A 25,361-nucleotide genomic window follows, 5' to 3' on the forward strand; every position below is an offset into this window, starting at 1 on the left:
AATCTGGATATTGGTTATCTAAATATAGAATTCTCGCACAGACAGGAAATTCTTAAATCCTGTCTTTTTTAGGTCGACTCTCATACACTCTGATGCTCTATCCCAGGCTTTGAGTAGGATTTGACTGGGAGTTGGGTCGCATTTGCCTTGATTTTGGCTGATTTCAAGGCAAAATCCAATTGTAGTTTACCCACAAATTTCTGTTGCTTTCCAATTAGAATTAGCTGAAATAATTTAGTTTTCCGGCGTTTCCTCCTCCAAATAATGTATCCTGTACTAAGCAATGCCGCTTTTAGAATAACAATTAAAATTAAGTCATACTATTCATTACGCTTTATTGGTAGGTTATCATTAGTGCTCATCAAAAAATCGTAAACCAACCATCAAAATGGTCACCGCATTTATTAAGCGAATAACCAAAGCTTTTATTTTCTAAGAATAAAATGCTACATAAATCATATTCTGAACGATTAGTACCCTATAATTTCATCGTGAGCAACCTCTATAGCGAATTCATAATCCGCAATATTGTTAGTTAAATTATGGCTGGAAAAATAAAAATATTCATATCAACTCTTTTGCTGATGCTACTAGCATCCAGTTCTTTTGCGCAAGCATTTGTCTGGACTTCCACAACTGAACAAAGCCCTTGGAAACAATCAAAAGTTATACTATCAAAAGCCCCCTTCATAGCCCCTGTTTTGACCTTTGCCGGGAATGAGCCTATTGTAACTTTTAAAGCCTGGGGAACCTGTTTTAACGAACTAGGCTGGGATGCAATACAACTGGTACCTAAAGAACAACAAGACGCGATCTTCGAAAAACTCTTTTCGGCTAATGGAGATCTGCGTTTTACTATGGGTAGATTCTCTATGAATGCAAATGACTATGCACGGGATTGGTATAGTAGTGATGAAGTAGCCGGTGATTTTGAACTCAAATATTTCAACATCGAAAGGGATAAAACAACGTTAATTCCTTATATAAAAACCTCACAAAAGTACAATCCAGACTTAAAATTCTGGATTTCTCCCTGGTCGCCACCATCATGGATGAAGATAAACAACTATTATTCGGTAGTGAGTAACAAGGAATATAATAATCTTGACCCCCGGCTTGATTATTTATTGTTTGAGGGAACGAATCAAGTCAACGAAGACCTTTTTCCGAAAAGGCTCGCGGTAAACGACTACTTCATTCAAGACCCCAGATATCTAAAAACCTATGCCAACTACTTTTCAAAATTCATAGATGCTTATAAAAATGAAGGTATCCCTATCAATATGGTGATGTTTCAGAATAAAGCATGGAGCTATACCCCCTATCCCGGTTGCGCCTGGACCCCAGAGGGTATCGTTCGCTTCAATGCAGAATATCTGGCCCCGGTAATCAATCAGGAACATCCCGATGTAGATATATATCTTGGGACAATAAATACCAATCGGTTTGATGTTATCGATGAAGTACTCAGCGACCCTCTAATGTCTCAAAGTATCAAGGGACTTGGCTTTCAATGGGAAGGTGGGCAAATATTGCCCGAACTACGTGAAAAATATCCTAATTATAAACATGTTCAAACCGAAAGTGAATGTGGCTGGGGTTCTTTTGACTGGAGTGCTGCAGAACATACTTTTCAACTAATAAATCATTATTTAGGTAATGGATGCGAACAATATACGTTTTGGAACGCCATTTTAGCCGATAATGGTGTTAGTGGATGGGGATGGAAACAAAATGCATTGATTCAGGTTGATTCTAAAAACAATACAGTTACATATACCCCTGAATACTATGCCGTTAAGCATTATACGCATTTTATAAGTCCGGGTAGCAAAATTATAGCAAGTACTAATGATCAATCAAAAAAGAATCCTGTTATGATTGCCAAAAATCCTCAGGGTAAACTAATCGTACTGGCTGGAAATTTTAGTGATACCATTCAAGACCTTTCTTTAAAACTGGATAAAAACTACTTAGATGTCCAGCTAGCCGCACATTCATTAAATACATTTGAGATGAAATGAGATAATGATAAGTATCCCGCAAAACATAAATATTGCGCAATCACAACTGCATGTAGTTGATTATAGAATAGGTTTAATTACAAATTTTCAATTACCTACATTTATATTAAATTTTCCTCTCATTTGGATTTTTTTAAAGTTAAAACCAGAATACCCTCTAAAAATGAAAACACTTCTTCCCCTATTTTTCTTTAATTTATTTACACTGCTGGCGGCTTCTGCCGGATCTTCTGTTGAAATTACAGATTTGATGGTTGAATACCAATCTGAAGCATTAGGCATAGATGTTCAAAAACCCCGTTTCAGCTGGAAAATGTATGATCCAAACCACTCACGTGGCCAGAAACAGACCGCTTACAGAATACAGGTTTGGGATGAGGACGGAGTAGCCATTTGGGATTCCGGAAAAGTGAATTCTGAAGTTTCTTTAAACATCGTATATGCGGGAAAGCCGCTTCAGCCCGAAAAGCATTACGCCTGGCAAGTAGAAGTCTGGGATACTACTGCTGCCAGCTACACTTCAAAGTCCTGGTTTGAAACCGCTCTTCTGAGCTCATCCATTGCATCCTGGGAAGGTGCAAAATGGATAGGCGCCGGTGATACCATGGTCTTCTACCCCGACTACCTGCCGGTTTTTAAACTTAGCTACAAGATCAAAACTAAGAGCAAAGCGGCGTTTGTCTATGGTGCAGATGATCCACGATTGATGAACCCGTATAAAAACCTGTACCAGATAAAAAGTGACCCAGGGGAATCCTACATCGCCATCGAGCTTGATATTACCCCAATTTCCAAGGGTAAAAATGCCGTGCTGCGTGTTTTCAGAGCTGGCTATCATCCCGATGACAATCCTGAAATCCCTTTTAAAATATTTGAAATACCCCAAAAATTTATCAATAAATCTAACTTTCTGGACGCACATGCGCTTTTTTTAAGCTCAAATCTGGGCATTACGCAAATTTTCATAAAATCTGAATCTTCAGAGAATAAGATCGCAGATTTCACCATCAACCCATTAGGCGCAGGAGGTGATTTTATCGCATTTCCGGTTGTAGGAAGTATCGGTTTTAAGGTTCCTAAGAAAACAGACGCATCATTTTCCGATTTAACAATCTCTCATTTTCGCAGCCCGTCAAACCCTATTTTTTCTGAAAGTGTAAACGAATTGAATTTTCGGGATACCTTTTCTGAAACACCGGGGTTAAAGTTAAAAAACGGAACATTTTCTATAAAAGCAGGCAAGGAAGGTTTTTTTAATGTGGCAAAGCCAAAAGGTTCTGCTATGCCTATGCTGCGCACCACATTTCCCACTAAAAAAAGCACAGTCAAAAAAGCAAGATTATACGCGACGGCTAGAGGTGTTTATGACGTTTATCTCAATGGAAAACGGGTAAATGAGGCCTATTTTAACCCGGGTTCGTCCCAATATAACAAAACACATTTTTACCAAACCTTCGATGTTACCTCCCTTATAAGCTCTGGTGAAAATGCCCTCGGTGCAATTCTTGGAGAAGGCTGGTGGAGCGGCGCAGCCACCTTTAGTGGGGAAAACTGGAATTTCTTTGGAGACCGTCAATCCTTTTTGGCAAAACTGGTCATAACCTATGAAGATGGTTCTTCAGAAACTATTGTGACCAAACCGGATACCTGGCAGTATTATGATCAGGGTCCGTTACGTTATGGAAGTTTTTTTCAGGGAGAGGTTTACAATGCCCTCGAACAACAGGCTATTGAAGGTTGGAGTACCCCTGACTTTAACCCTAAAGACTGGAAGAAAGCTAAAGAACAAAAACTGTCATCTCAATCCGGTCCGGTATGGGAAAATGAAGATTATGCCCTCCTGAGTCAATTGGAAGACCCCGTTAAAAAACTCACAGAGCTTCAGGCTATAGGTGTGGAAGAAATAAGACCCGGTGTTTTTATTTATGATATGGGCCAAAATATGGTAGGTGTACCTCACATCAACCTACCCGAGATGAATCCCGGCAAGACCATTATGTTGAGATATGCCGAAGTAAAATATCCTGATCTTCCCGAATATAAAGGAATGATAGGAATGTTGATGTTAGAAAACATCAGGGCGGCTATGGCTCAGGATATTTATATCACAAAAGGCCAAAATGATTTAATTGCCCCAAGGTTTACCTTTCATGGCTTTCGTTATCTCGAAATAACAGGTCTGGACAAGCCTTTACCTTTAGAAAAAGTAAAAGCTACGGTATTGAGTTCTATAGACGCTCTGGACTCTTATTATGAAACGTCTAACCCTAAGGTTAACAAGCTGTGGGAAAACATCACCTGGTCGACGTATGGCAATTTCCTTTCCTTACCTACAGACTGTCCGCAGCGTAATGAACGTTTAGGCTGGAGCGGTGATATTTCGGTTTTTGCTAAAACTGCATCTTATCTTTCAAATATGCCTCAATTTTTACGCAAGCATATGTTTGCGATGCGGGATGTTCAGGATCAAAACGGGAGATTTCCTGATGTTGCCCCTACAGGTTACGGATTTGGTGGGCTTTTATGGGGAAGTGCAGGTATAACGGTAGCCTGGGAAAGCTACCTCCAATATCACGATTTGCGCCTGCTTGAAGAGCACTACGACGCAATGAAAAATTACATCCGTTTTGTACAGAAAAACTACATCGATCCCCAGTCCAATCTTATTGTGCAAAACAGGGCATGGTCTGATCTGGGTGATTGGTTGGCGCCGGAACAAAGCAAAAATGATAAATCCTTACTTTGGGAAGCGTACTTTCTTTATGACCTAAGTCTTATGCAAAAAATAGCAGCAGTTTTAGACAAGGAAGAAGATCAGCAAGGTTTTAATCAGTTATATGACGAGCGCTTTAACCTGTTTAATGCTGTTTATATTGATCCCGGTTCAAAAGAAACCATACACTCATCTTTTACCGGAAAAGAAGGTACAGTTATCAATACACAGACCTCGTATGTACTTCCCCTTTCATTCAATGCCGTTAAGGAGTCCTATAAATCAGACTTTATCGCAAACTTTGTCAAAAGTATTCAAAATGAAAGCCTTACTGATGAGGGAAAAACAGCTCCCCCGTTTTCATTAATGACAGGCTTTATAGGTACTGCCTGGGTTAACGATGCATTGTCTGACGCAGGGCATACCGATATGGCGTATACGCTTTTACAGCAGACCAGTTATCCATCCTGGCTTTACCCCATAGAACAAGGTGCTACTACCATTTGGGAACGTTTAAATTCGTACACCAAAGAGGATGGTTTTGGCGGTAATAATCGCATGAATTCATTTAATCACTATTCATTTGGTGCTGTTGGTGCGTGGATGTACACCCACTCACTGGGAATACAACGGGATGAAGAGCATCCGGGCTTTCAGCATTTTATACTACAACCTAAGCCAGATCCTACAGGGCAGATGACTTATGCCAAAGGCTTTTATAATTCTATGTACGGAAAGATTGAAAGTGATTGGGCCCATAGCGATAAGGGAACCAAATACGCGTTCACTATCCCTGCAAATACCTCTGCGACCTTAAAGATCAAAGGGAATAAGGATAGTGTTCATTTTTCTGATAAAACCGGAGTGACCTATATCGGAAATACTTCAGGAAATGAAGTCTATGAGCTAGGCAGCGGAAGCTATGAAGTTTTGGTTACTGACAACTAGAGAAAGGCTATTCAATAAAAAAGGGCTGTATTGAATGTTCAATACAGCCCTTTTTTATTACTATCACTATCTATTCAGGTATCCAAATAACTGCTTTGCTAATTACTTATTCTTTCCTATTCCTATGCCTGAATAGAATAAAGCCGACTTTATCTAATTTGAAACAAGCGCAATCGGAAATCGATCAACAAACGGTTTAATTTAAACCGTTCTAAATGATTCTACTTAAATAAAAACATCTAAAACTACCTGTGTAAGCTTCCCTAGATTAGAACTGCTTAATTTTCCAAAACTTGTTTAAAATTATTGTTTTTCATTCTATTGGGGCTAGCCCCAATAGAATGAAGCTTTGCGTATTGCACCGGTGATATTTTACCCAGTGAATCATGAGGGCGATAGTTATTGTAATCGTCCATCCATATTTGAGTTTGGGCCCTTACCTGATCAATATTTTCAAAAATATATTTATTAAGGACTCCTCTGCGGTAGGAACCATTAAAACGTTCTACAAAAGCATTTTGTGTAGGTTTGCCCGGTTGTATGTATTTAAAATCAATACTATGCATTTTACTCCATTCAGCCGTAAGGTGTGCTATGAACTCTGGACCGTTATCCATTCTGATTCTGCTAGGTTTTCCCCGGCGGTTGATCAGGTGATTGAGTACCCAGACTACCCGATTACTGGTTAAAGAAAAGTCTACTTCAATATGCAGTGCCTCCCGGTTAAAATCATCAATCACATTAAAAGATCTAAAACGCCTCTTATTTTCAAGGACATCACTTACAAAATCAATACTCCAGGTATCGTTTAATTCTTCAGGAACCTCCAAAGGCTCCTCTATACGCGGCGGCAGACGTTTTTTAGATTTTCTCCTTAAAGGAAGACCTAAAGATACATATACGCGATGTACCCGCTTGTGGTTCCAAGGCTTTCCCTCATTACGGATTCGCCAATAGGCTTTCCAAAACCCTTCCTCTGAATGCTGTTGCGCCTTTTTCCTGAGAGCTTTCTCTATAGGGGTGTCATCCTTAGGTAAGGGTTTATAATAGTAAACGCTCTTGCTCATATCAAGCACACGGCACGCCCTGCTAATGCCATAGTGAATGAGATCCTTGGCGATCATACGTTTTTGACAGGGCTTTAAAGCTTTTTTTCAATGACCTCTTTAGCCATTTGATGGTCTAGTGCCAAAGAAGCATACATCTGCTTGAGGCGGGCATTTTCAGCCTCAAGCTCCTTGATACGCTTGAGCTCTTTACTGCTCATGCCAGCATATTTAGTACGCCATTTGTAAAAGGCAGAGGTGCTGACACCGTATTCCCGGCTTATTTCTTCAACACTCTTACCGTTGTCGAACTCCTTTAAAATTTTTGCAATCTGTGTAGGTGTGAATTTACTGCGTCTCATACTGTTTAAAATTAAGAATTATTATACTTCTAAACAGTTCGGTTTTAGGGGAAGCTTACACTGGTTCTTCAAATTCTCGATTGCGGTTAGGAAAATCCTATATACCAACCCTTGATCGTAAACATTAATTGATAGATTAGAATCCATCCCGAAAATAAACTTTCCTTTCCTACTTACCTTAAGGCAAGTAAATTTGTATCCTAATCTGTAAAAAGCCACGAAAAAATAGTCGACCCTATTGAAGAATTGAGACTTAACACATAGAAAGCTGCTAAGGACTCATGAAAAAGGGGTTGAACTTAAATAAGTCAACCCCCGTTATAATTAATAAACGTAATCAAAAATATCGAGTATCCTTTATTACGTTTAACTCATCCTTCAAAAAAATATTATCAACATCTTATTTTCATGGTCGTAAAAAACTTATAAAGATTTTCTTGAAATAAGTTTACAAGAATTCCTCAACATCAATGTTTTATCATTTTTTATCATATCCGATGCTAAGAGGCCTATTTGTTCCAAATCCATAGAAAAAACTGAGATCCCTAAAAGTCTTTTAAGAGAAGAATCATTATAGGATATTAATCCGGCATCCGTACCCATTTCAACATTTTTTGAATAAAAGAGATCTATAATTTTCACCAAATCGTCGTCCTCGACAACAATATATAAATTATCCTCTTCTATTTTCTGTTTATCTGAAATGCTGTATTTAATCTCAAAGTCTAATGAGAAATCATTACAAAACCGTTTAAAGCCATTTTGAATTTTGAAATACCTTGAATGAGTATCAAAAGTCTTTGGAATTTGAAGAATTAACTTGCTATATTTTGAAATTACTTTAAATTCATTTTGTAAAACTTCATAAATATCCTTTTCAAAATCCTGATAAATCTGTTGAAAATTACCATTACCGAAGTAATCATTATTTTCTAAAAAAATGATTTTTTTTCTTGGAATTTTATTCAAATTCTTTTGGATTTCCTTCAATAAAAACTGATTCTCAGTATTTTTTCTATTAAAATCTGGAATTAAAAGATAGTAAAAGTCTTTAAACTGATATTTAATAAGAATATTCAGAAGTTTTTCTTCTTCCCCGTTATAAATTTCCAATTTCACCTGATGATCCCTTCCTATACGATCCACAAATGCATTGAAAGTTTTTAAATTATAACTGTTAAGCTCACTTACAATAAAAAGTATTTTAAATATACCTTGATTTTCCTTACTTGTAACGAACGTATTTTTACCTCTACGTGAAGCAATAAAATTTCTCCTCTTTAAAATTTTATAGGCCTTTTCAACGGTATCTCTAGAAATGGAATACGTTTTGCTAAATTCATTAATAGATGGTAGAACTTCAAGATTTTTAATCGTACCATTTTCAATATTAGAAATTATACTTTCTACTATTACTTGATATTTTAGCTTATTCGGATGATTTCTAAAATTTAAATCCTCTAAATAGATCATTATAAATTTTAATTAATAGTACAGGCTAAAGTGATTTTTTTGAAAAATCATAAGATATATTCAGTTATTAATCACTCTTTAAACTAATTGCGTTTTAGCTTTTTAATATTTGAATTTGAAAATGAGCTAAAAAAGTCTGCTCTAAGAATAGTAGGATGTAATATGCTTTACAGAAGTAAAATTACTTACTGAATTAAAAACATCTGTTTTTATTAGAATTTCTTAACTCCTGATTAAAGTTTATCATAGAGATATTGTCTCTTGTTGGAGATAACAATAAATCTATTTTTACTCATATCCCGGATTTTGTTCAAGTTCCGGATACACATCGCGTTCGCGTTGTGGGATGGGGAATAGCAAATCGTCTGTTGTAACCATATATGCTGATGACAATGGCGCATCCCCTACCGAATAATAATAATCCTCCGGATTAGCCTTCAGCCTTTGGCCGTAGGCATTCATTACCTGTACAGCGCGACCGGTGCGTATTAAATCTATCCATCTCTTATTTTCAAATGCGAACTCTACCTTTCTTTCGTGAGCTATGATTTCACGCAATTCCTGCTGATCTGTAGTTGTGATCGCGGGTAAAAGCCCTGCACTTTCGCGGGCTCTATCCCTAACTTGATTTATTAAGGGAAGTACTTCACCGCTTCTACCTCCCTGCTCGTTGATGGCCTCGGCAAGGTAAAGCAAGGTTTCTGCATATCTGTAAATTGGCCAGTTGGCACCCACATCGTTATAAACCGTATGGGGAATGAGGTACTTTTTACAGTATGGAAATTCTTCTACACTATAATTGGCCAGGCTTACAGTTGAAGCGTCTACAAATCCTATAGAGGCTTCAAAACGAGTATCTCCCTCTTCGTAACTGTCTATAAGGTCTGGAGTTGCCACATTCATAGCGTTCTGACCGCCATTAAATCTGCCATCTACACCGGTAACTAGAGCCGTATTATCCATTTTAGGCAGAAAGCGGTAAAAGAAATTGTTAGATAATTGGTTTTGCAGGTATTGCACTTCAAAAAGGGATTCCTGTGTATTTTTAGTATTAAAAATATCTGCATAATTGGGAACCAGAGAATAACCACTTATCTTTTTTAATGCGGCTTCAGCTTCTCCATAACGTTTTAAATTCATGTAGATATCCCCTAAAAGCATATTGGCGGTTCCATTAGTGACCCGTCCTTCTTGCTGCTCATTCACTCCGGGTAAAAGCTGTGCAGCCTCATTAGCATCCTCAAGTATTTGAGCATAAGTTTCTTCAATTGTCGAACGATTGACAAAAGCACTATTGGCATTAGTTACCGGTGCAAGATAAATAGGTACACCTCCAAAATACTTTACCAAGTCGAAATAAGCAAAAGCACGAAGAAACAAAGCCTGTCCCTTTAAATTATCATAAACCTCCTGACTAAGTTCTACATTATCGATCCTAGCGAGTACCTGGTTTACATCATTAATCAAACCGTAGTTAGCATAATATTTACTTGCGGTATAACCATTTCCTGCATCATTCAGAAAATCAGGTATATTTTCTAATGGAGCAGTACCGCGGTCTGATGGATCAAAAATAAAATGGGTATTGTCTGAACGCATTTCCCCCATAATCCAAGCTGAACCGTAAACATCTCTTAAAGATCCATATGCAGCATTTATACCTTGTTCTAATTCCTGCTGATTGCTGTAAAATTCATCTGATGCAATAGCATTGTATGGGAATTTATCTAAAAAATCATCACTACAGGAGGTAAATAATATGACTACAAATAGCGCTACCCACTTGCTGTTTCTATAAATCCTGAGTAAACTCGACTTACTATACATATATATATTTCGATTATTCATTGCTTAAAAGTTTAAATTAAGTCCTAAGGTTACTGTTCTTGGAACGGGGTATGTTGTATTATCAAAACCTTGATAAAGAGGGTTTCCAGCTCCACCTACTTCAGGGTTTGCCCCTGGATATTTGGTAAACATAAATGCCTGCTGAACACTCGCATAAATACGTAGTTTGTTAAGGTATTCGATACGTTCTACAGGAATACTGTAACCCAGGGTAATATTTCTTATGGCCAAATAATCACCTTTGTAAATTGCCCGGTCATTAAACCAGTCTCTTCCCGGAAAAGTATATCCCGCCAGCGTATTGCCATAATATCCTGCTCCTGGGTCTGAAGGAGATCTCCATCTGTCTAAGACTCTTCTGTTAACATTAAATACCCCATCCAGATTTCCTGTATAGGTTTCTATAGCATTCACAATACTGTGCCCTGCAGCTCCAGAGCCAACTACTGAAAAATCAAAACGTTTATAATCTATACTAAGAGTAAAGCCATAATAACTCGTAGGAATGGGGTTCCCTAATACCGTTCTATCATCAAAACGCTCCACTACTCCATCGCCATCAACATCTCTGAATTTTTCACTACCCACTGTTGCAGGGCTATGTGGTGTAGGACCACTATCGAAGTCTTCCTGATCCACATAAACCCCAATTAAATCAAGACCGTAAAGTTGACCCAAACGACTTCCAATACGTGTAATATGAGCATCACTAATAAGTTCCCGATCACCCGTATCCAGAGCAAGTACTTCATTATCAGAAAATGTGTAATTCAAATTAAGATTGACTTTAAAGTCATCTTTGTCCACTATAGCAGTATTTAGGGCTAATTCATGACCCCAAAACTTAATTTCACCCATATTTGTTAAAATGCTGCCATAGCCCGAAGCTAAAGGAATGGGGATACTATATAAAAGATCTTGAGTATTCTTATTGTAATAACTGTACTCTAAATTTAATCGATTATCAAAAAAACCAAGGTCTACACCAAGATCTAATGCAGCTGTTTGTTCCCAGCTCAATTCAGAATTCCCGATACCGAAAACTGTACGTCCGCTAACAATTGAATTCCCGAATGCAGTATTTGACGTTCCTACTAATGCTCTATGGGTATAATTTCCAATGTTATTATTTCCCACGATACCCCAAGAGCCTCGCAGTTTTAAATAAGAAATTTTACTATCCTCGGGGAAAAAATCTTCGTTTGACAGGGTCCAACCTCCGGAGAAAGACGGGAAATTACCATATCTATTTTCAACCCCAAATCGTGAAGAACCATCCCTTCTAAAGGAAGCCGATAAGAAATATTTATTGTCGTAGTTATAATTTATTCTGGATAAATAAGAAACCAGCGACCATTCGGTAAGATAGTCATCTGCATCCCGCTGGTCTCTGGGAGCAGCACTAAAATCCTTTATAAGATCATCTGGAAATTGAGATGCACTACCAGATAAGCCCTCTTCTTTAGCCTCTTGCGCTGTAAAACCTATTAAGGCATCGATATTATGTTTTCCAAAAGTCCTGGTATAAGAAAGTAATTGCTCTGTCAACCAAGAATTGTAACTTGAAAAAGACCTGCTTGCACTTATAACATTTGGTGGTGGCGCAAAAAGACTTCCTAACTGACTGTTCCTAAAAGTTTTGCCATTACTCCTTCTCAACTCAAAACCAATAGATGATTTAAGTTTCAGACCTCGCAAGAATTCAATTTCGACAAAAGAGTTGGATAGTAAATTTAAATTCTCTGCCCGTCCTTGTGACTGCTTGAGAACGTTATACCAGTTTGGATTAGGGAATAAACCGGGGCCAGTTGCAGTTAGAGGAATTGTACCATCGGGATTAATATGAGGGGCGATAGGGGTGGTTAATAAGGCACTTTGAATAATACTTCCTCCCAGCCAGGAACCATCGGTATTAAAATTACGATCACTTTCAACACTTGGCGCAACATTAAAACCAAATTTGATATGGTCACCAATTTTAAAATCAGAATTTACACGAATGGAATAGCGGTTGTATTTGGTATTTAAAAGAACACCTTCCTGATCAAAAATACTTCCTACTACACTAACACCGGCAAAATCATTTCGTGATGAAAAAGATAAGGTATGTTCCTGAATTTCTGCATTTCGAAGCAGTACATCAAACCAGTCTGTGCCTTCACCGTAAATTTCCGGATTCTCATAAGCCGGATTCACGGTCTGACCGTTTTCTTCGGCAATCTCCTTTTTAAATTGCGCAAATTCTCTGGCATTTAAAAGGTCTGGTCTTCCACGTTGAGGAACAGTTTGCATACCCCAGTAAGAATTCACACTAAGACTGGATTTTCCTAGTTTCGCGGACTTTGTAGTAACCAAAACGACACCATTTGCGGCACGTGAACCATATAGTGAAGCGGAAGCAGCATCCTTTAATATTGAAATACTTTCAATTTCATTAGGGTTTAAAGAGCCTATACCGCCATTAATTGGGAATCCATCTACAACATACAACGGCCCATTACCTGCTGAAATGGATGCCTGCCCTCTAATACGCACAGAAAGTCCGCTACCCGGCACCCCAGAAGTTTGAGAGATTTGAACACCAGATACTTTACCCTGAATTTTTTGGGTAACCTGTTGTACCGGTATATCTGCCATTTCTTCAGCTTTTACAGTTGAAATAGACCCTGTGATTTCGGAAGCTTTTTGAGTACCATATCCTACAACAACAATTTCATCCAAACCCGTAGCATCAGATTGAAGTTTAATATTGATAACACTACGGCCATTAATCTGTTCTTCGCGGGAGATATAACCTAAATAAGAAAATTTAAGCCTTTCTGCATTCTCCGGAATTTCAATAGAATACTGTCCGTCAAAATCAGTAACTACTCCAATAGAAGTATTTGGAACAATGACATTTGCACCAGGCAGGAAAGTACCGTTTTCATCAGCAACTGTTCCTGTAATCGTTTTTTGAGCACTTAAGCTCATAAAACATAAAAAGAACATGATTATTAAGAGGGGTACCCACCTCCTGTGCACACTTTCATAAGTTGAATAAATCATAAATCAAATGTTAAAAATTTAGTTGAATAAAATTATTTAACAATTTCTCAAAGAGTATCCTGTACTGTGATGTATTCTCAAAAAAAGCAATACAAAGGTTAATATTATACAATAAACAGGTTATAATGTATCGATTTAATGAAAATAATGCAATCGATTACATAATTTAAAACTTTAAAGTATTTAGGATTTGCAGTAAATTTTTTAACAACTAGTCTAACAGTGAAATCGTGTAACTGTAGCTGTAGTTTCCGTCTTCGAGTCTGTATTCTTTAAACGGATACTGCCCCCAGCTGTTAAGTCCGCCAAGACCGCGTTGCTTTAAGTCCACGTGTAAAAACACCTTATCCTGTACCGTAAGGTCTGTAGGATGTCTTTGATCTTTGGTCATACCCGGATCCAGATCTTCGGTTGAAATATTAAGTGCGCTAAAACCAAGCGGCTGCCCGCCTACAATTTTAAGTCCGTTACCGGCATCGTCAGTAAGCGTTAACCAGCGCGTATCAGTGTGATAACCGGATTCCTGCGGGCGGATGTACGTCCACGTAAACTGGTTGGCTACCTTATCTTCGTAGGTACCCATAAACGCAGACTCTTTTCGGTCTGAATAATTTTCCCAGGGACCACGGCCGTAATACTCCAGATTGTCATACTTCCCCTCCAGGATCATACGCATCCCAAAGCGGGGCATTTCGGGTGTTTCTTTAACCGAAGTGTCCAGGCTTGCGTTTACAGTAATTCCATTAACTGCATCAATCAAATACGTCACGGTGTACGGCAATTCAACCCCTGCAAGCTGGTAGGTAAATGTCACAGGTAAGCCATTATCTTCCTGCGTTCCTACCTCTGCTGAGAGCAGCTGCGGGTTTTGGGTTGCTGTTTTCCAGGCTACTAATTTTCTGGGCATTCCGTTACCAAAGTCATTGTCGGTAGGAGCTCTCCAAAAATAAGGCTCAGGGAAGGTGTTAAGCACACTGCTTCCGTCTTTAAGCTGATACTGCTCCAATTTACCGGCCTTCAGATTTAAAACACCCTGAGTCTTAGCCGTGCTGAAAACCAGTAAGGAGTCGCCCTGTACCTCATAAACCAGTTTATCTTTGGTCAAAGAACCGGTATTGTCTGCAAAGAAGTCTTTTTCGCCCAACTGAAACTGCTCGTAGGCAAGTTCGTAACCCGCAGGAACTAATGCACTTCCTTCTTTTGTGAAAGCATGAACACTCAAGAAATACTCTGCGTCATCAGTCTCAGGAAGATTAAAGGCCACAGTCTGAGACGTATTTGGCAAAGCCGAAACTTCAAAGCTTCCGGAATCGATTTGCTCACCATTTTTAAGCAACTTCCACTTGAAGTTGAACGCATCCAGATTGGTGTAGTTGTATTTGTTTTGAACCGTAAGGTTGCTTCCGTCAAAATCAAACTCGATGTTTTGATACACTTTTTTCACTTCCGCCAGGGAAGGATGCGGCACTCGGTCTGCGGTAACCAATCCGTTTGCGTTGAAGTTTTCATCGTTTTGCAGGTTCTTTCCGCCCAAATCACCACCGTAGGCCCAAAATTCGCGACCGTCTGCAGTCTCTGCCCGTAAACCCTGATCTACCCAGTCCCAGATAAAACCACCCTGCATATGCGGACTGCTGTCTATAACATCCCAATACGCGCGGAAGTTACCGCTGCTGTTTCCCATCGCGTGCGAGTACTCACACATAATAAAGGGGCGGGTAACCGTATTATCTTCGGCATATTTTATCATATAATCCATTCCCGGATACATAGGCGCCACGATATCGGTATTGCGGTTTTGACCGGCCTGTTCAAACGAAACCACGCGGGCGGGGTCTGTTTCTTTTAACCAGTCGTAAGCATCATAAAACACAGGACCGTTACCACACTCGTTACCCATAGACCAGATGATTACCGAAGTGTGGTTTTTATTGAGCTCGTACATACGTTTGATGCGGTCTAAATGTGCCGGTGCCCATTCGGGTAAATACGCCGGGTGCTTTGATTTATCAAAATTACCCTGCCATTCTGCACCCATGCCGTGGGTCTCAATATTGGCCTCGTCTACAATATAAAAACCAAATTCATCGGCCAGATCGTAAACTTCCTGTCCGTGAGGATAATGACTCATACGCACCGCGTTGATGTTGTTGCGCGCCATCAATTCAAAATCTTTACGCGTCATCTCAAGATCGGGTACGTGACCTTTATCGGGATGGTGTTCATGCAGGTTTACCCCGTGTACGGTAACGGCTTTTCCGTTTACCAAAAGCTGTGCGTTTTTGATTTCGACTTTACGGAAACCAACACGTCCGGAGGTAGCAACCACGGCATTGCCTTTTTTGTCTTCAAGCTTCAGTGCATAGGTATAGAGATACGGTGTTTCGGCACTCCATAACTTAACCTGAGGAACTTCCCGCGAAAAATCAATGCTTCCCCCCTGTGCAGGAACGGGTTTCTTTTCGGCATAAACCAGATTGCCCTTTGCATCGTAAAGCGAAATTCCCAAACGGGCTTTCTTAAGTTCTGCCTTTCCAAAATTGCGGATGTCTACTGCTGCCGAAAAGGTTCCGGTTTTATAGTTGGAGTCTAGTCCCCCTGCAACTTTTACATCCCAGATCGTAGTTTTAGGCATCGCTTTTAGTAAAACCGAACGCTCAATACCGCTAAGACGCCAGAAATCCTGATCTTCTAAATAGCTGCCATCGTGCCAGCGCGTTACCTGTACGGCAAGCTGGTTTTTACCGGGATTGATAAGCTTTGTAATATCGAATTCGGCCGGGGTTTTTGAGGCTTTGGTCATACCGGCCTCTTTTCCGTTTACATAAATACGGGCGTAACCGGAGATCGAACCAAAACTCAACAAAACCTCTTTATCTTCCCAGTTTTCAGGAATAGTAAACGCAGTACGATAGGTGCCCACCGGATTGTAGTCGCCGTTGATAAAAGGCGGATTTTTTTCGAAGGGATAGGCTACGTTGGTGTAGATTGGAATGTCAAATCCTTCGGTCTCCCAGTTGGAAGGAACCGTGATTTGATCCCAACCGGCATCATTAAAATCGGTTTTATAAAAATCCTGAGGGCGTAATCCCGGATTCTTGACAATGTTGAACTTCCACTCCCCGTCCAGGCTTTTTTGCAGGTTGCTATTCTCCGGGTTGAGGCTTTGCGCCTGTTCCAGATTGGGATAAAGGGTAAATGAACTGCGCCCTTCTACTTTGTTGCGCTCTATGATTGTGGGGTTCTCCCATTCATTGATCGCCTGTGAAAAAGCGGTGTATGCCTGTAAAAAACATACCGATAAAAAAATGATTAGTCGTGATCTGTTGTTAATTTTCATGTGTTGTGAATTCTGGTAATGTATTGTACTCTAAAATTTTTATGGGTGTGGGAGCGCTGTTTTGAAGCCCCTCGCCATCCACCTGATTCACCTGTTGCACAAATAGGTGAAGTTTTCCTGTTTTTTTAAATAATTCTTTGTCAAAATTGGGTTCCCAATCCCCAACTGATACTGCAGTCAGGTCGGTTAGCTTCCAGGATTCTTCTTTATTGAAATCCCGCGAAGCGAGGACTATTTTTGATCCGCGTTCTGCATCGCGAAAGAGCAGGTAAAGCCTCTTGCCCGTAGATTCACCGATAAAAATCTCAGGTCGCGAAATGGGTATTTTTTTTGTTCCGCCGCCGCCCAATTGAAAAACTGTTGTTCTGAAAGCGGTATTCTCTGTTTGCCATTGGCCGTTTTTGAGGTAAACCACGTGAAATTGGGTTGTATCGCCCTCATTCCAATAATTAGCAATGTAGGGATTGTCCTGACTGTCGGTAGTCATCGCTGTCTGATTGATGAGCGAACTGTTTTGCGGAATGATAGCCGCATATTCTGCGCTACCCTTCGTAATGGGTAAGTCATAAAGGCTCCCATCTGATTTTTGCCAGGTTTTACCGCCATCTTTAGACTGCGCGTAAGCGATATCGTGATTAGTGGAAACGTCCCAGCTTTCACGCCATACCCAGGAGAGGTGAATCGTTCCGTTATGATCTACGTACGACTGCCAATAGGCATTACGCTTTTCTTCACCATCTATAAGGTTGCTGTGCAACGCAAACCACTTTGCCTCAGCGATATCGTAGTGGTTGATAACTAATCTTTAAAGGCTGTAAATTGAGTTTGTCCCATAATAGATCGTTATCTTTTATTAACTAATGATAAAATCTAAACCTCAATAGTATTAACCTTAGAAATCAAAAAATAAGGTTAAAATCGTATTGAGGCTAGATTTAACAAACACCAGATTTAATTACGCATAGACTTTATATTTAGGCTATTCAAAATCAAATTTAATTTACCGCAGAAACAAAAATCAACCTATCCTTAATCGTGTGCCAGGTATTTTAACTATGCTGATCAATGTAACCTGTGTACTAAATTGCAGGAATCAAACTGATGTATTTTTAAAATTTAGACTATCTGCTTGAAGGAAGCCCATCGCTTTTCATACCCTGAAGTACAAGAACATGCATAGTATATAGCATATCATCACCTGAATCTTCATTTGCTCCATTGATACCATACGGCCAAATATGCATTCTATCTCCATAAAGCATGGTATTTTTACCCTCTGTCATAAAATCTAAAATTTCCAAGGTTCTCTTTCCATCCCAGGTGCCATCGGTCATCAATTCCCAATATTTTCCATGGGTACCAATACCAACACTATGAGCCATTTCATGCATTGCGGTACCTGCTCGCTGGTAAGAAGGTTTGGCGCCCATATTGATCCATCCATCAAGATTAGCATCTGCAGTAGGTGTTCCGGGAGAATAGTTAACCGTTACATGTTTGGTTATAGAAGTAAAATTATTGTAATAAAACATAGCCGTTTCAAAAGCTTCTTTGATACGGCTATGATTTTCATTTGCCGGATCTAAAGTTCCATTAAAAGACCATGTAAAATTACCTTCTTTGATAGTAGCATAAGATGTAAGTTCGCCATAATAAACCCGTCCCTGCTTTGTAATAGCATACGGTTTCATAAAATAAACTTTATCAGCTTCCAACTCTTTTATACGCAAAAGACCGTTGGAAATAACCTGCTCACTTACGGCTTTAGAATTCTTCTCTATAGTCAATTCTTCTTCGAGGCCATAAACCATTCCGGTTTCTACGAGCTCTGCCTCTCCAATTACAGGAAATTGCAAATTCACCCAAATATCGTGCGCACCACTTACTTTGATATCCTTCACTTTAGAACTAGGAGGTACTACAACGGCTGTAGTAAAAGTTATTTCATTACCGTACGAAATACCTTTAGAATTCTTGGCAAAGGCTCTCGCGTAATATACTTTATCTTCAGTAAGATCTGTTAATTTAACTTCGTACTCGCCTGAACCTTTAACTGAAGAAGGTAGTGCTTTATCGGAATTGTAATCTGGATTTGGGGTTAAAGCATAGCATATACCTTGTTCTCTCACCGAGCTCCCTCCATTATCTTCAACTTTACCTACTACAACAGCAGAAAAAGCAGTTATTTCCTTGGCTTCAACTGTATTTAATGTAGCTAAAAAAGTTTCTTTATTAGGTTCTTCTGTTTCGATAGTTTCACTATCACTATCGGATGAACAGCTTTGATTAAAAAGCATGCAGAAAAACAAAAGTATTAGCGATATTTTATAAACTTTATTCATGATCTATTTTTTTATAATTTATTTTATGATTTAAATTTTCTGTTGAAAAAGTACTTTCAAGTATTTATGACTTTTAATTATTAATCGACAGAGGCTTGAAATCCTATTTTACTTAAAAATCGAAGAAAAGATATCTAATTTGAAGGCAAGCCATCATTTTTAAAACCCTGAACTATTAGGGCATTCATCATATAGTCAAAGTCATTTCCTGAGTCTTCATGAGCGCCATTTATACCAAAAGGCCAAAAATGAGCACCATCACCATATATTTGAGTAAACGAATTATCAGTCATCATCCTTACAACTGCATCTGCGTTTGCCGAACTATAATAGGAGTCATCGTTATCTATGATAAATTTCCAGATCCAATGGGTGCCTACCCCAACCGTATGTGCCATTTCATGAAGGGCAGTCCCTACGCGTTGATAACTCGGGTTAGACCCCATATTAATCCATCCATCAAAATTGGCATCAGCCGTAGGAGTACCCGGAGAATAGTTAACTGTTACATGTTTCTGGATGGAGGTATAATTGCTGTAATACCAGGTTGCAGTATCAAAAGCTTGCTTTATACGCTGATGGTTTTCATCATTAGGATCTAAAGTTCCATTGAATGACCAGGTAAAATCACCTTGCACCAGTGTAGTATATTGTATAATATCCCCATATTGTTCTTTATTATTAGTTGTAATTATGTAAGGACGTATAAAGTATTCTGTATTAGCATTTAAACCAGTCAAACGGTATTTGTAGGGAGATTCTAATCCTGCCTGTTTTAACTTTAGCCCCGTTTGTAAATCAACATATGGGTATTCACCATATACAATACCTATTTCGCTAACCCGCCCCTTCCATTGTGAGGGAATGCTTATATCAATCCAAATATCGTGTGGTGCACGTATAACAGTCTCTCCAATACTAAAACCAGCACTTCGTGATCCTTTTAAGTCAAGCGAAATATCTTCAACAATTACATCTGAAGAACATTGCAAGTTTAAAATCAAAACTAATAGAACAGCTAGTTTTGAAAGTTTTGTATAATTTTTCATAATTCTAGGTTTTTAGAGATATTATTAATCTTAATTACTGTTTCAGAACGTGTTCTAAGTATTTACGCAATTCAATATTGTTCCTCAAATAAATATCACGCTGTCAATGGTTTAAACAAATAATCCCATTTTTTGACATTATTTGTACGGAGACCTTCATATAATCCGCTACGTATTTACGGCCTTCAGAATTAGGTTGTAGTTACAATGAAATCACCCATTCGAAATTTGAAAGCAAACTTTCATACTTTAAAGATTTTGATAATAAAACTGTGCTTTATCTACTAAGAGGCCAAGTTTAATAGTGATCTATACAAAAAAGATCTAAAGCCGCACTAACACCTATTTCTTGTAAAAGAGTTGTAGGTAACCCTGACTTGAATTCATCATTTTGGGCTGCAACAAAAGTTTTATTTCTCTTAAAAAAAAATTAACTGAAGGGAATGAATCTAAGACTTACGGTATAGAGCCATCTTACTCAAGAAATTAAGTTCTATTCAATATTGAAGCAACTTTAAACCTTAATCCTAAGACCACGAGTTACTTGAAACATTAAAATCACCTATTTTACTATTCAGGTATAATTGAAATACTTGCCTGAGTAATCAAATGTTCTTAAGCATTTTTTGGTTTAAACATCTCAAACTAAAAATCCTGTAAATATTACTTACGTTTTAAGTTTAAAATCGAATTATACCTGAGAGTAAGATTTGATACTCTCAGATATAATTTGATCTTAAAACTTCTGAAACATTTTGGAAATTATTTTACTACAATATCCCAAGACCTAACATTACAGTAACGCCCCGGGTCACCGTCTGCCTGCGTGGTGATCTGGCCAACTGTAATATCTGTTGTTTCACCTTCAATTGTAAACTCTAACTTATAGGTATATTCTGTACCCAAATCAGAATTGATACGTTTAAAGGCTAAAACATTACTTGATGTTGTAACATCAGATACATCTGGTAAGCTATTACCTTTTGCCACTACAAAATAGGACCCGCCAGCATCTGACAGCTTATGGTTTGTATCTCTTATACGTACGTTTAGTACGTATGTAGCAACCTGAACATCGGTAATGGTTTGATAAATTTTACCATTGTTTATAGCCGCTGCTCCCCAACCTGATTCAACATTAAAAATATTACCATTCCATTCATCCCAACCGCCGTAACCATTGTGAACTTTTATAGGATTTGTAGTAATCCAGTCTGCTAGGATCCCCCAACGGGTAGATCGTGAGCTGGCTTTGAAAGGTATTGCAGCATTTACTATTATTGGCTTAGCTATAGGGGTGAAATTAACAAAGTCAGTATAAAAAGTATCTATGGCTGTTTTTTCTGGAAGAAAAACGGTTCTGTACTTATAAGTCGATGCATATTTATAATCTTCAATTACACCATATTCGTTATTAATGGGCACAAAAATCATCTTATCCTTTTCATCAGTACTCGTGTAATAAATCTCGGTACCGATAACGCCGGTCGTCAAATCCATTGAAGCATACTTTATTGACAAACTATCCTTGGCCTTAATTAGATCATTAGAAAGAACAGGTCTATTAAAAAGCGAATTTTGATAACGGTCACCGTATACTTCGGCAGATTCAAAAACCCCTATAGACTTATTGTTATTTTTATCGAAAGTGCGTATTTCAAAATTATATACGTTTTCCGGTAAATTGTCAATTTCTACAGATATGGTATCAACTCCTGCAGTACGGTTTACAGGGACTACAATCGAATCGTTTTTAACATTCCAGTAAATACGTACTTCCGTAACTTTTGGGTCTGAAATTATTAAACCTTCCACTTTTACCCGATTTCGACCGGGGTAAATTTTAAGTGAATCTATTTTCCCGGTATAGGAAATTTCTCCTCCTTCGGTATATTTTAGGTAATCTTCTCCATCAGAGCAGGAATAGAAACCTACACTTGCAAAAACAATAAGGAGACTAACTATTTTCAAATATATATTTTTCATAATGTGTTTTTAAAAATTAGGATTCCCGAAAACCTGAACTTCCGATACAGCCATAAATTCTCCTCCTGCCCAGTTTTCCAGACACTGAATTCTAAGGTATCTTACAGCAGGAGCATCAATAGGAATTTCGTAGTCTGCTCCATCACGAGCGGCAACTAAATCATCATTATTTTCCTGAGCATAAGGTAAACCTGAAGGTTTAACAACCTCATACTCACCAAGCAATGTCCATCCTGATAAGTCGCCATCATTCAATTCATTTGCTCCCCAAATTCTAAACTGTTTCATAGCACCCAGGTAATAATACAATTGTTGTCCACCGATAGGTTCTGAAAAGTTCCAAATGTGAAGCCTGCTAAGCTTTGTGATTTGACCTATATCAAATGTTACAAGATGATTTTCTGTATCAACAGTTCTGCTTGTAAAATAAGATCCCCACCACCAAAAAGTCTGACCGTCAAATAAATTAGAAACAGGATAATCAGCTTTGGCATCATTAGAAAGCTTTAGACCTTTAAACTGAGCTCTGGGTATCAGTTGTTCAAATAAAGGTTTAATCTGTGTAAATATGGTATCGGTTACATTAAGCCATCGGTCCCTTACAGCAATTGCAAACTCCTGATTAATGGTATCAAAACCTCTCAATGCCTGATCGATCTCACTAGCAGAAGTGTAGATACTATTCGGGATTGGTTCAAAATCTCCCTGATCGTTTCTTTGCATCACCAAAATGGCGATATCCTCTGTATCTGGGTTTTGAGCCCGTATTCGCAAGCCTCCAAAATCAGTTTGAGCCGTTAGTGACTCTTTAATAGCAAAAATGGCTGCTTTTTTCGGTTTTACAGTAATAGTAACGGGTTGAGATTTTACTTCACTACGATTAACAGCATAGACATTGACAGTAATTTCACTTAAGCCGGAAAAACCTTCCAAAAGCATGGTATTGCTGTAATATGAGGACTTCACTTCCATTTCTCTGCCATTTTCTAATGTGTATTCGGCAACTATATAAAGTAAATCCTCATCTGAAGGTGCAGTATAAGTAAGTCTTACCTTACCGCTCAGATTCTGTATTGCTATATTTGAAACCTCTCCGGGAGCGTTTCCATTCTTTTCTAAGGGATCATGGCCCGTATCTTCAGAACAAGATGTAGTTATGATCAACGCGAAAATCCCTAAAAACAAAAACCAGTAATTAACTATTTTTTTCATAATCATTTCTTTTTTTACCATCCCGGAGCCTGTACCAGACTGGGATTTTGAATTAATGTATTTATATTTAATGGCCAGAAATAATCTCTAGGAGCAATAAATCGCTGTTGGTAAAGCGTTCTTACCTGATAATAGGCTTGCTCAGTTGACTCAAAAACACTCCAGCCACGTATGGGCTCATTATATTCTGAGGCTGCTTTTTTCCAGCGTCTCACATCCCAATAGTTTTTACCTTCAAAAACCATTTCGATGTTGCGTTCACGGTGTATAATTTCTCTTAAACCATCTTTAGTGGCAAATTTATTTGGGTTGTTTGAAAAATTGGTCCAGGACTCTTCTACACCGGCAAGACCTGCGCGTTTACGAACGGCGTCCAGGTATTCAAAAACTTCAGGGGTGGGACCGTTTACTTCATTTAACACCTCTGCATATAATAAATACAAATCTGCCAATCTAATTTCAGGCCACGCATAATCTTTGTAAGGTGTACCACCTGTAAAAGTCTGTTCCCAGTTGATTAATTTCTTGATATAATAACCAGTCACATTATAGTTAAAGGCATCCGAGCTTCCTCCGTAATCTTTGTACTTGGTTTCATAATGCCAACGCGTATCGTTTGAACCACTATCAAACTTGTAGAAAATAGAACCATCAAAGCCCAGATCTGCGTAAAAGCGTGGCTCTCTGTCAAAATTCAAAATTGAAGTCCTATAACCAAGGGAGATATTATACTGATCTTCTTCCCCGGCCTCTCTCAAGGTTGTAATATCACCAAAACTCAACGTTTTATCTTCTTCAATAGGCACTCCATTTTTGGTATAAAACATTTGAGCAGTTTCTAATGTGGGAGAGAGTGCTCTTCTTGCTGTTTGAGCGTTTGTTTTATCGTCTACTGCATTCATTGCCAAACTCTGTAGCTGATAGGTCCTACTATTTGGATTAGCCCAGATGATCTCACGATTCCAACGCTCAGTAACTGCCTGTCTGATATCTAACTTGGTTTGGGTTATGGGTTCAATATCAAAACTTACATCTTCCTTATAAAAAAGTTCAGCTCCGTTTGCCTCAGCAACGTCTATAGCTTCTTTGATTGCAGTGAGTGCTCGTTCCCATTTTGCAGGCTCATAATTAAGATTAAAATATTGAGTCCCATCATTACCTACAAAACCACTCATATCCTGATTGCCATTAAAAAGAGGACTTGCAGCCATTGTGAGCATTTCGGCCTTAACAGCTAAGGCTATAGGTCTGGTTATACGCCCCAGATCTTCCTGAGTATCGGTAATCATAGGAGGTAAACCAACAGCAGCCTCATCAAATAATTCAGCCAGATAATCAATACTGGGATCAATAGCCTCACGGGGTACCTGAATTTGATCTTCAGGCGCGTCAATCGGGATTGCTGTTTTCATAATAGGAATAGGCCCGTACATCCTCATAAGATAATAATGATAATAAGCCTTTAAGAATTTAGCCTCACTAATCCATCGTAAGCGCTCAGCTTCTCCTATATCAGGTACTTTGGAAGTATCTTCCAGATTGGAAATAAAAATATTGCAATGGCGAATCCCGTCCCAAAGTTGATAGCGGTCACCTGGACCACCTCCCTGATAACGGCCTTCCCAGGCATCCATATAAGGGTCTGTACTACGTTGCAGGTTACGCGCTATATCAAAGGCAAAGCTGTTAAACGATGCATCCTGAGGAGGAATCCAGGTTTCATCACCTGCCAAGAAAGCTATGTTGTAAACCGCATCTCCATTTTTTGGAATATAGGAGTAACAGGTAAATAAATATTTCTCTGCTTCATTACGAAGCTTAAAAGCCTGTTCTATTGTTGCAACATTATCTGGTACAACATCCAGAAATGTATCCTCACAGGATTGCAGACCAAAAGTTGCAATCCCTAAAAAGGAAAGTACAAGACCAGTCTTTAGACTTTTGAATTTTCTTTTAATACTATTCATATT

At 38.6% G+C, this 25,361-nt stretch carries 13 protein-coding genes; 2 read left to right on the forward strand and 11 right to left on the reverse strand.

The genetic code is table 11. From position 1 onward, the window contains the following. Positions 1-584 precede the first annotated feature (584 nt). A complete protein-coding gene (locus tag ACSSS3_RS17390) occupies positions 585-2,024 on the forward strand; it encodes a glycoside hydrolase family 30 protein (RefSeq protein ID WP_442845687.1) in 1,440 nt (479 codons plus the stop codon). Between the two features lie 163 nt (positions 2,025-2,187). Continuing rightward, a complete protein-coding gene (locus ACSSS3_RS17395; protein WP_442845688.1) occupies positions 2,188-5,685 on the forward strand; it encodes a family 78 glycoside hydrolase catalytic domain in 3,498 nt (1,165 codons plus the stop codon). Positions 5,686-5,963: 278 nt separating this feature from the next. Here the strand turns inward: ACSSS3_RS17395 and ACSSS3_RS17400 are convergent. The 11 genes from ACSSS3_RS17400 to ACSSS3_RS17450 form a co-directional block, all read right to left on the reverse strand. Continuing rightward, a protein-coding gene (locus tag ACSSS3_RS17400) for an IS3 family transposase (protein WP_442845689.1) occupies positions 5,964-7,093 on the reverse strand; the annotation gives its coding sequence in 2 pieces (ribosomal slippage) (positions 5,964-6,832 and positions 6,832-7,093; 1,131 coding nt in all). 423 nt (positions 7,094-7,516) lie between these two features. Further along, entirely contained in the window at positions 7,517-8,566 is a 1,050-nt protein-coding gene (locus ACSSS3_RS17405) for a GntR family transcriptional regulator (protein WP_442845690.1), read from the reverse strand. Positions 8,567-8,854: 288 nt separating this feature from the next. After that, entirely contained in the window at positions 8,855-10,414 is a 1,560-nt protein-coding gene (locus tag ACSSS3_RS17410; protein WP_442845691.1) for a RagB/SusD family nutrient uptake outer membrane protein, read from the reverse strand. Positions 10,415-10,417: 3 nt separating this feature from the next. After that, a complete protein-coding gene (locus ACSSS3_RS17415) occupies positions 10,418-13,462 on the reverse strand; it encodes a SusC/RagA family TonB-linked outer membrane protein (protein ID WP_442845692.1) in 3,045 nt (1,014 codons plus the stop codon). Positions 13,463-13,673: 211 nt separating this feature from the next. Next, complete coding sequence (locus tag ACSSS3_RS17420; RefSeq protein ID WP_442845693.1) at positions 13,674-16,802, reverse strand: glycoside hydrolase family 2 TIM barrel-domain containing protein; 3,129 nt, start codon at positions 16,800-16,802, stop codon at positions 13,674-13,676. Next, complete coding sequence (locus ACSSS3_RS17425) at positions 16,792-17,598, reverse strand: BNR-4 repeat-containing protein (RefSeq protein WP_442847438.1); 807 nt, start codon at positions 17,596-17,598, stop codon at positions 16,792-16,794. Before ACSSS3_RS17425 ends, ACSSS3_RS17420 begins: the two co-directional genes overlap by 11 nt. A 325-nt stretch (positions 17,599-17,923) precedes the next feature. Beyond that, positions 17,924-19,144 (reverse strand): hypothetical protein, encoded by a 1,221-nt coding sequence (locus ACSSS3_RS17430; protein WP_442845694.1) that lies wholly within the window; start codon positions 19,142-19,144, stop codon positions 17,924-17,926. A gap of 134 nt (positions 19,145-19,278) precedes the next feature. Then, positions 19,279-20,193, reverse strand: a complete 915-nt coding sequence (locus ACSSS3_RS17435) for a hypothetical protein (protein ID WP_442845695.1) — start codon at positions 20,191-20,193, stop codon at positions 19,279-19,281. 762 nt (positions 20,194-20,955) lie between these two features. Continuing rightward, entirely contained in the window at positions 20,956-22,179 is a 1,224-nt protein-coding gene (locus ACSSS3_RS17440) for a DUF4998 domain-containing protein (protein WP_442845696.1), read from the reverse strand. 9 nt (positions 22,180-22,188) lie between these two features. Further along, complete coding sequence (locus ACSSS3_RS17445; protein WP_442845697.1) at positions 22,189-23,391, reverse strand: DUF5000 domain-containing lipoprotein; 1,203 nt, start codon at positions 23,389-23,391, stop codon at positions 22,189-22,191. Positions 23,392-23,405: 14 nt separating this feature from the next. Beyond that, a complete protein-coding gene (locus ACSSS3_RS17450) occupies positions 23,406-25,358 on the reverse strand; it encodes a RagB/SusD family nutrient uptake outer membrane protein (RefSeq protein WP_442845698.1) in 1,953 nt (650 codons plus the stop codon). Positions 25,359-25,361: the final 3 nt, after the last annotated feature.

This window comes from Leeuwenhoekiella sp. H156, from assembly GCF_052218455.1.
In the GTDB taxonomy this organism is placed as follows: Bacteria; Bacteroidota; Bacteroidia; order Flavobacteriales; family Flavobacteriaceae; genus Leeuwenhoekiella; species Leeuwenhoekiella parthenopeia.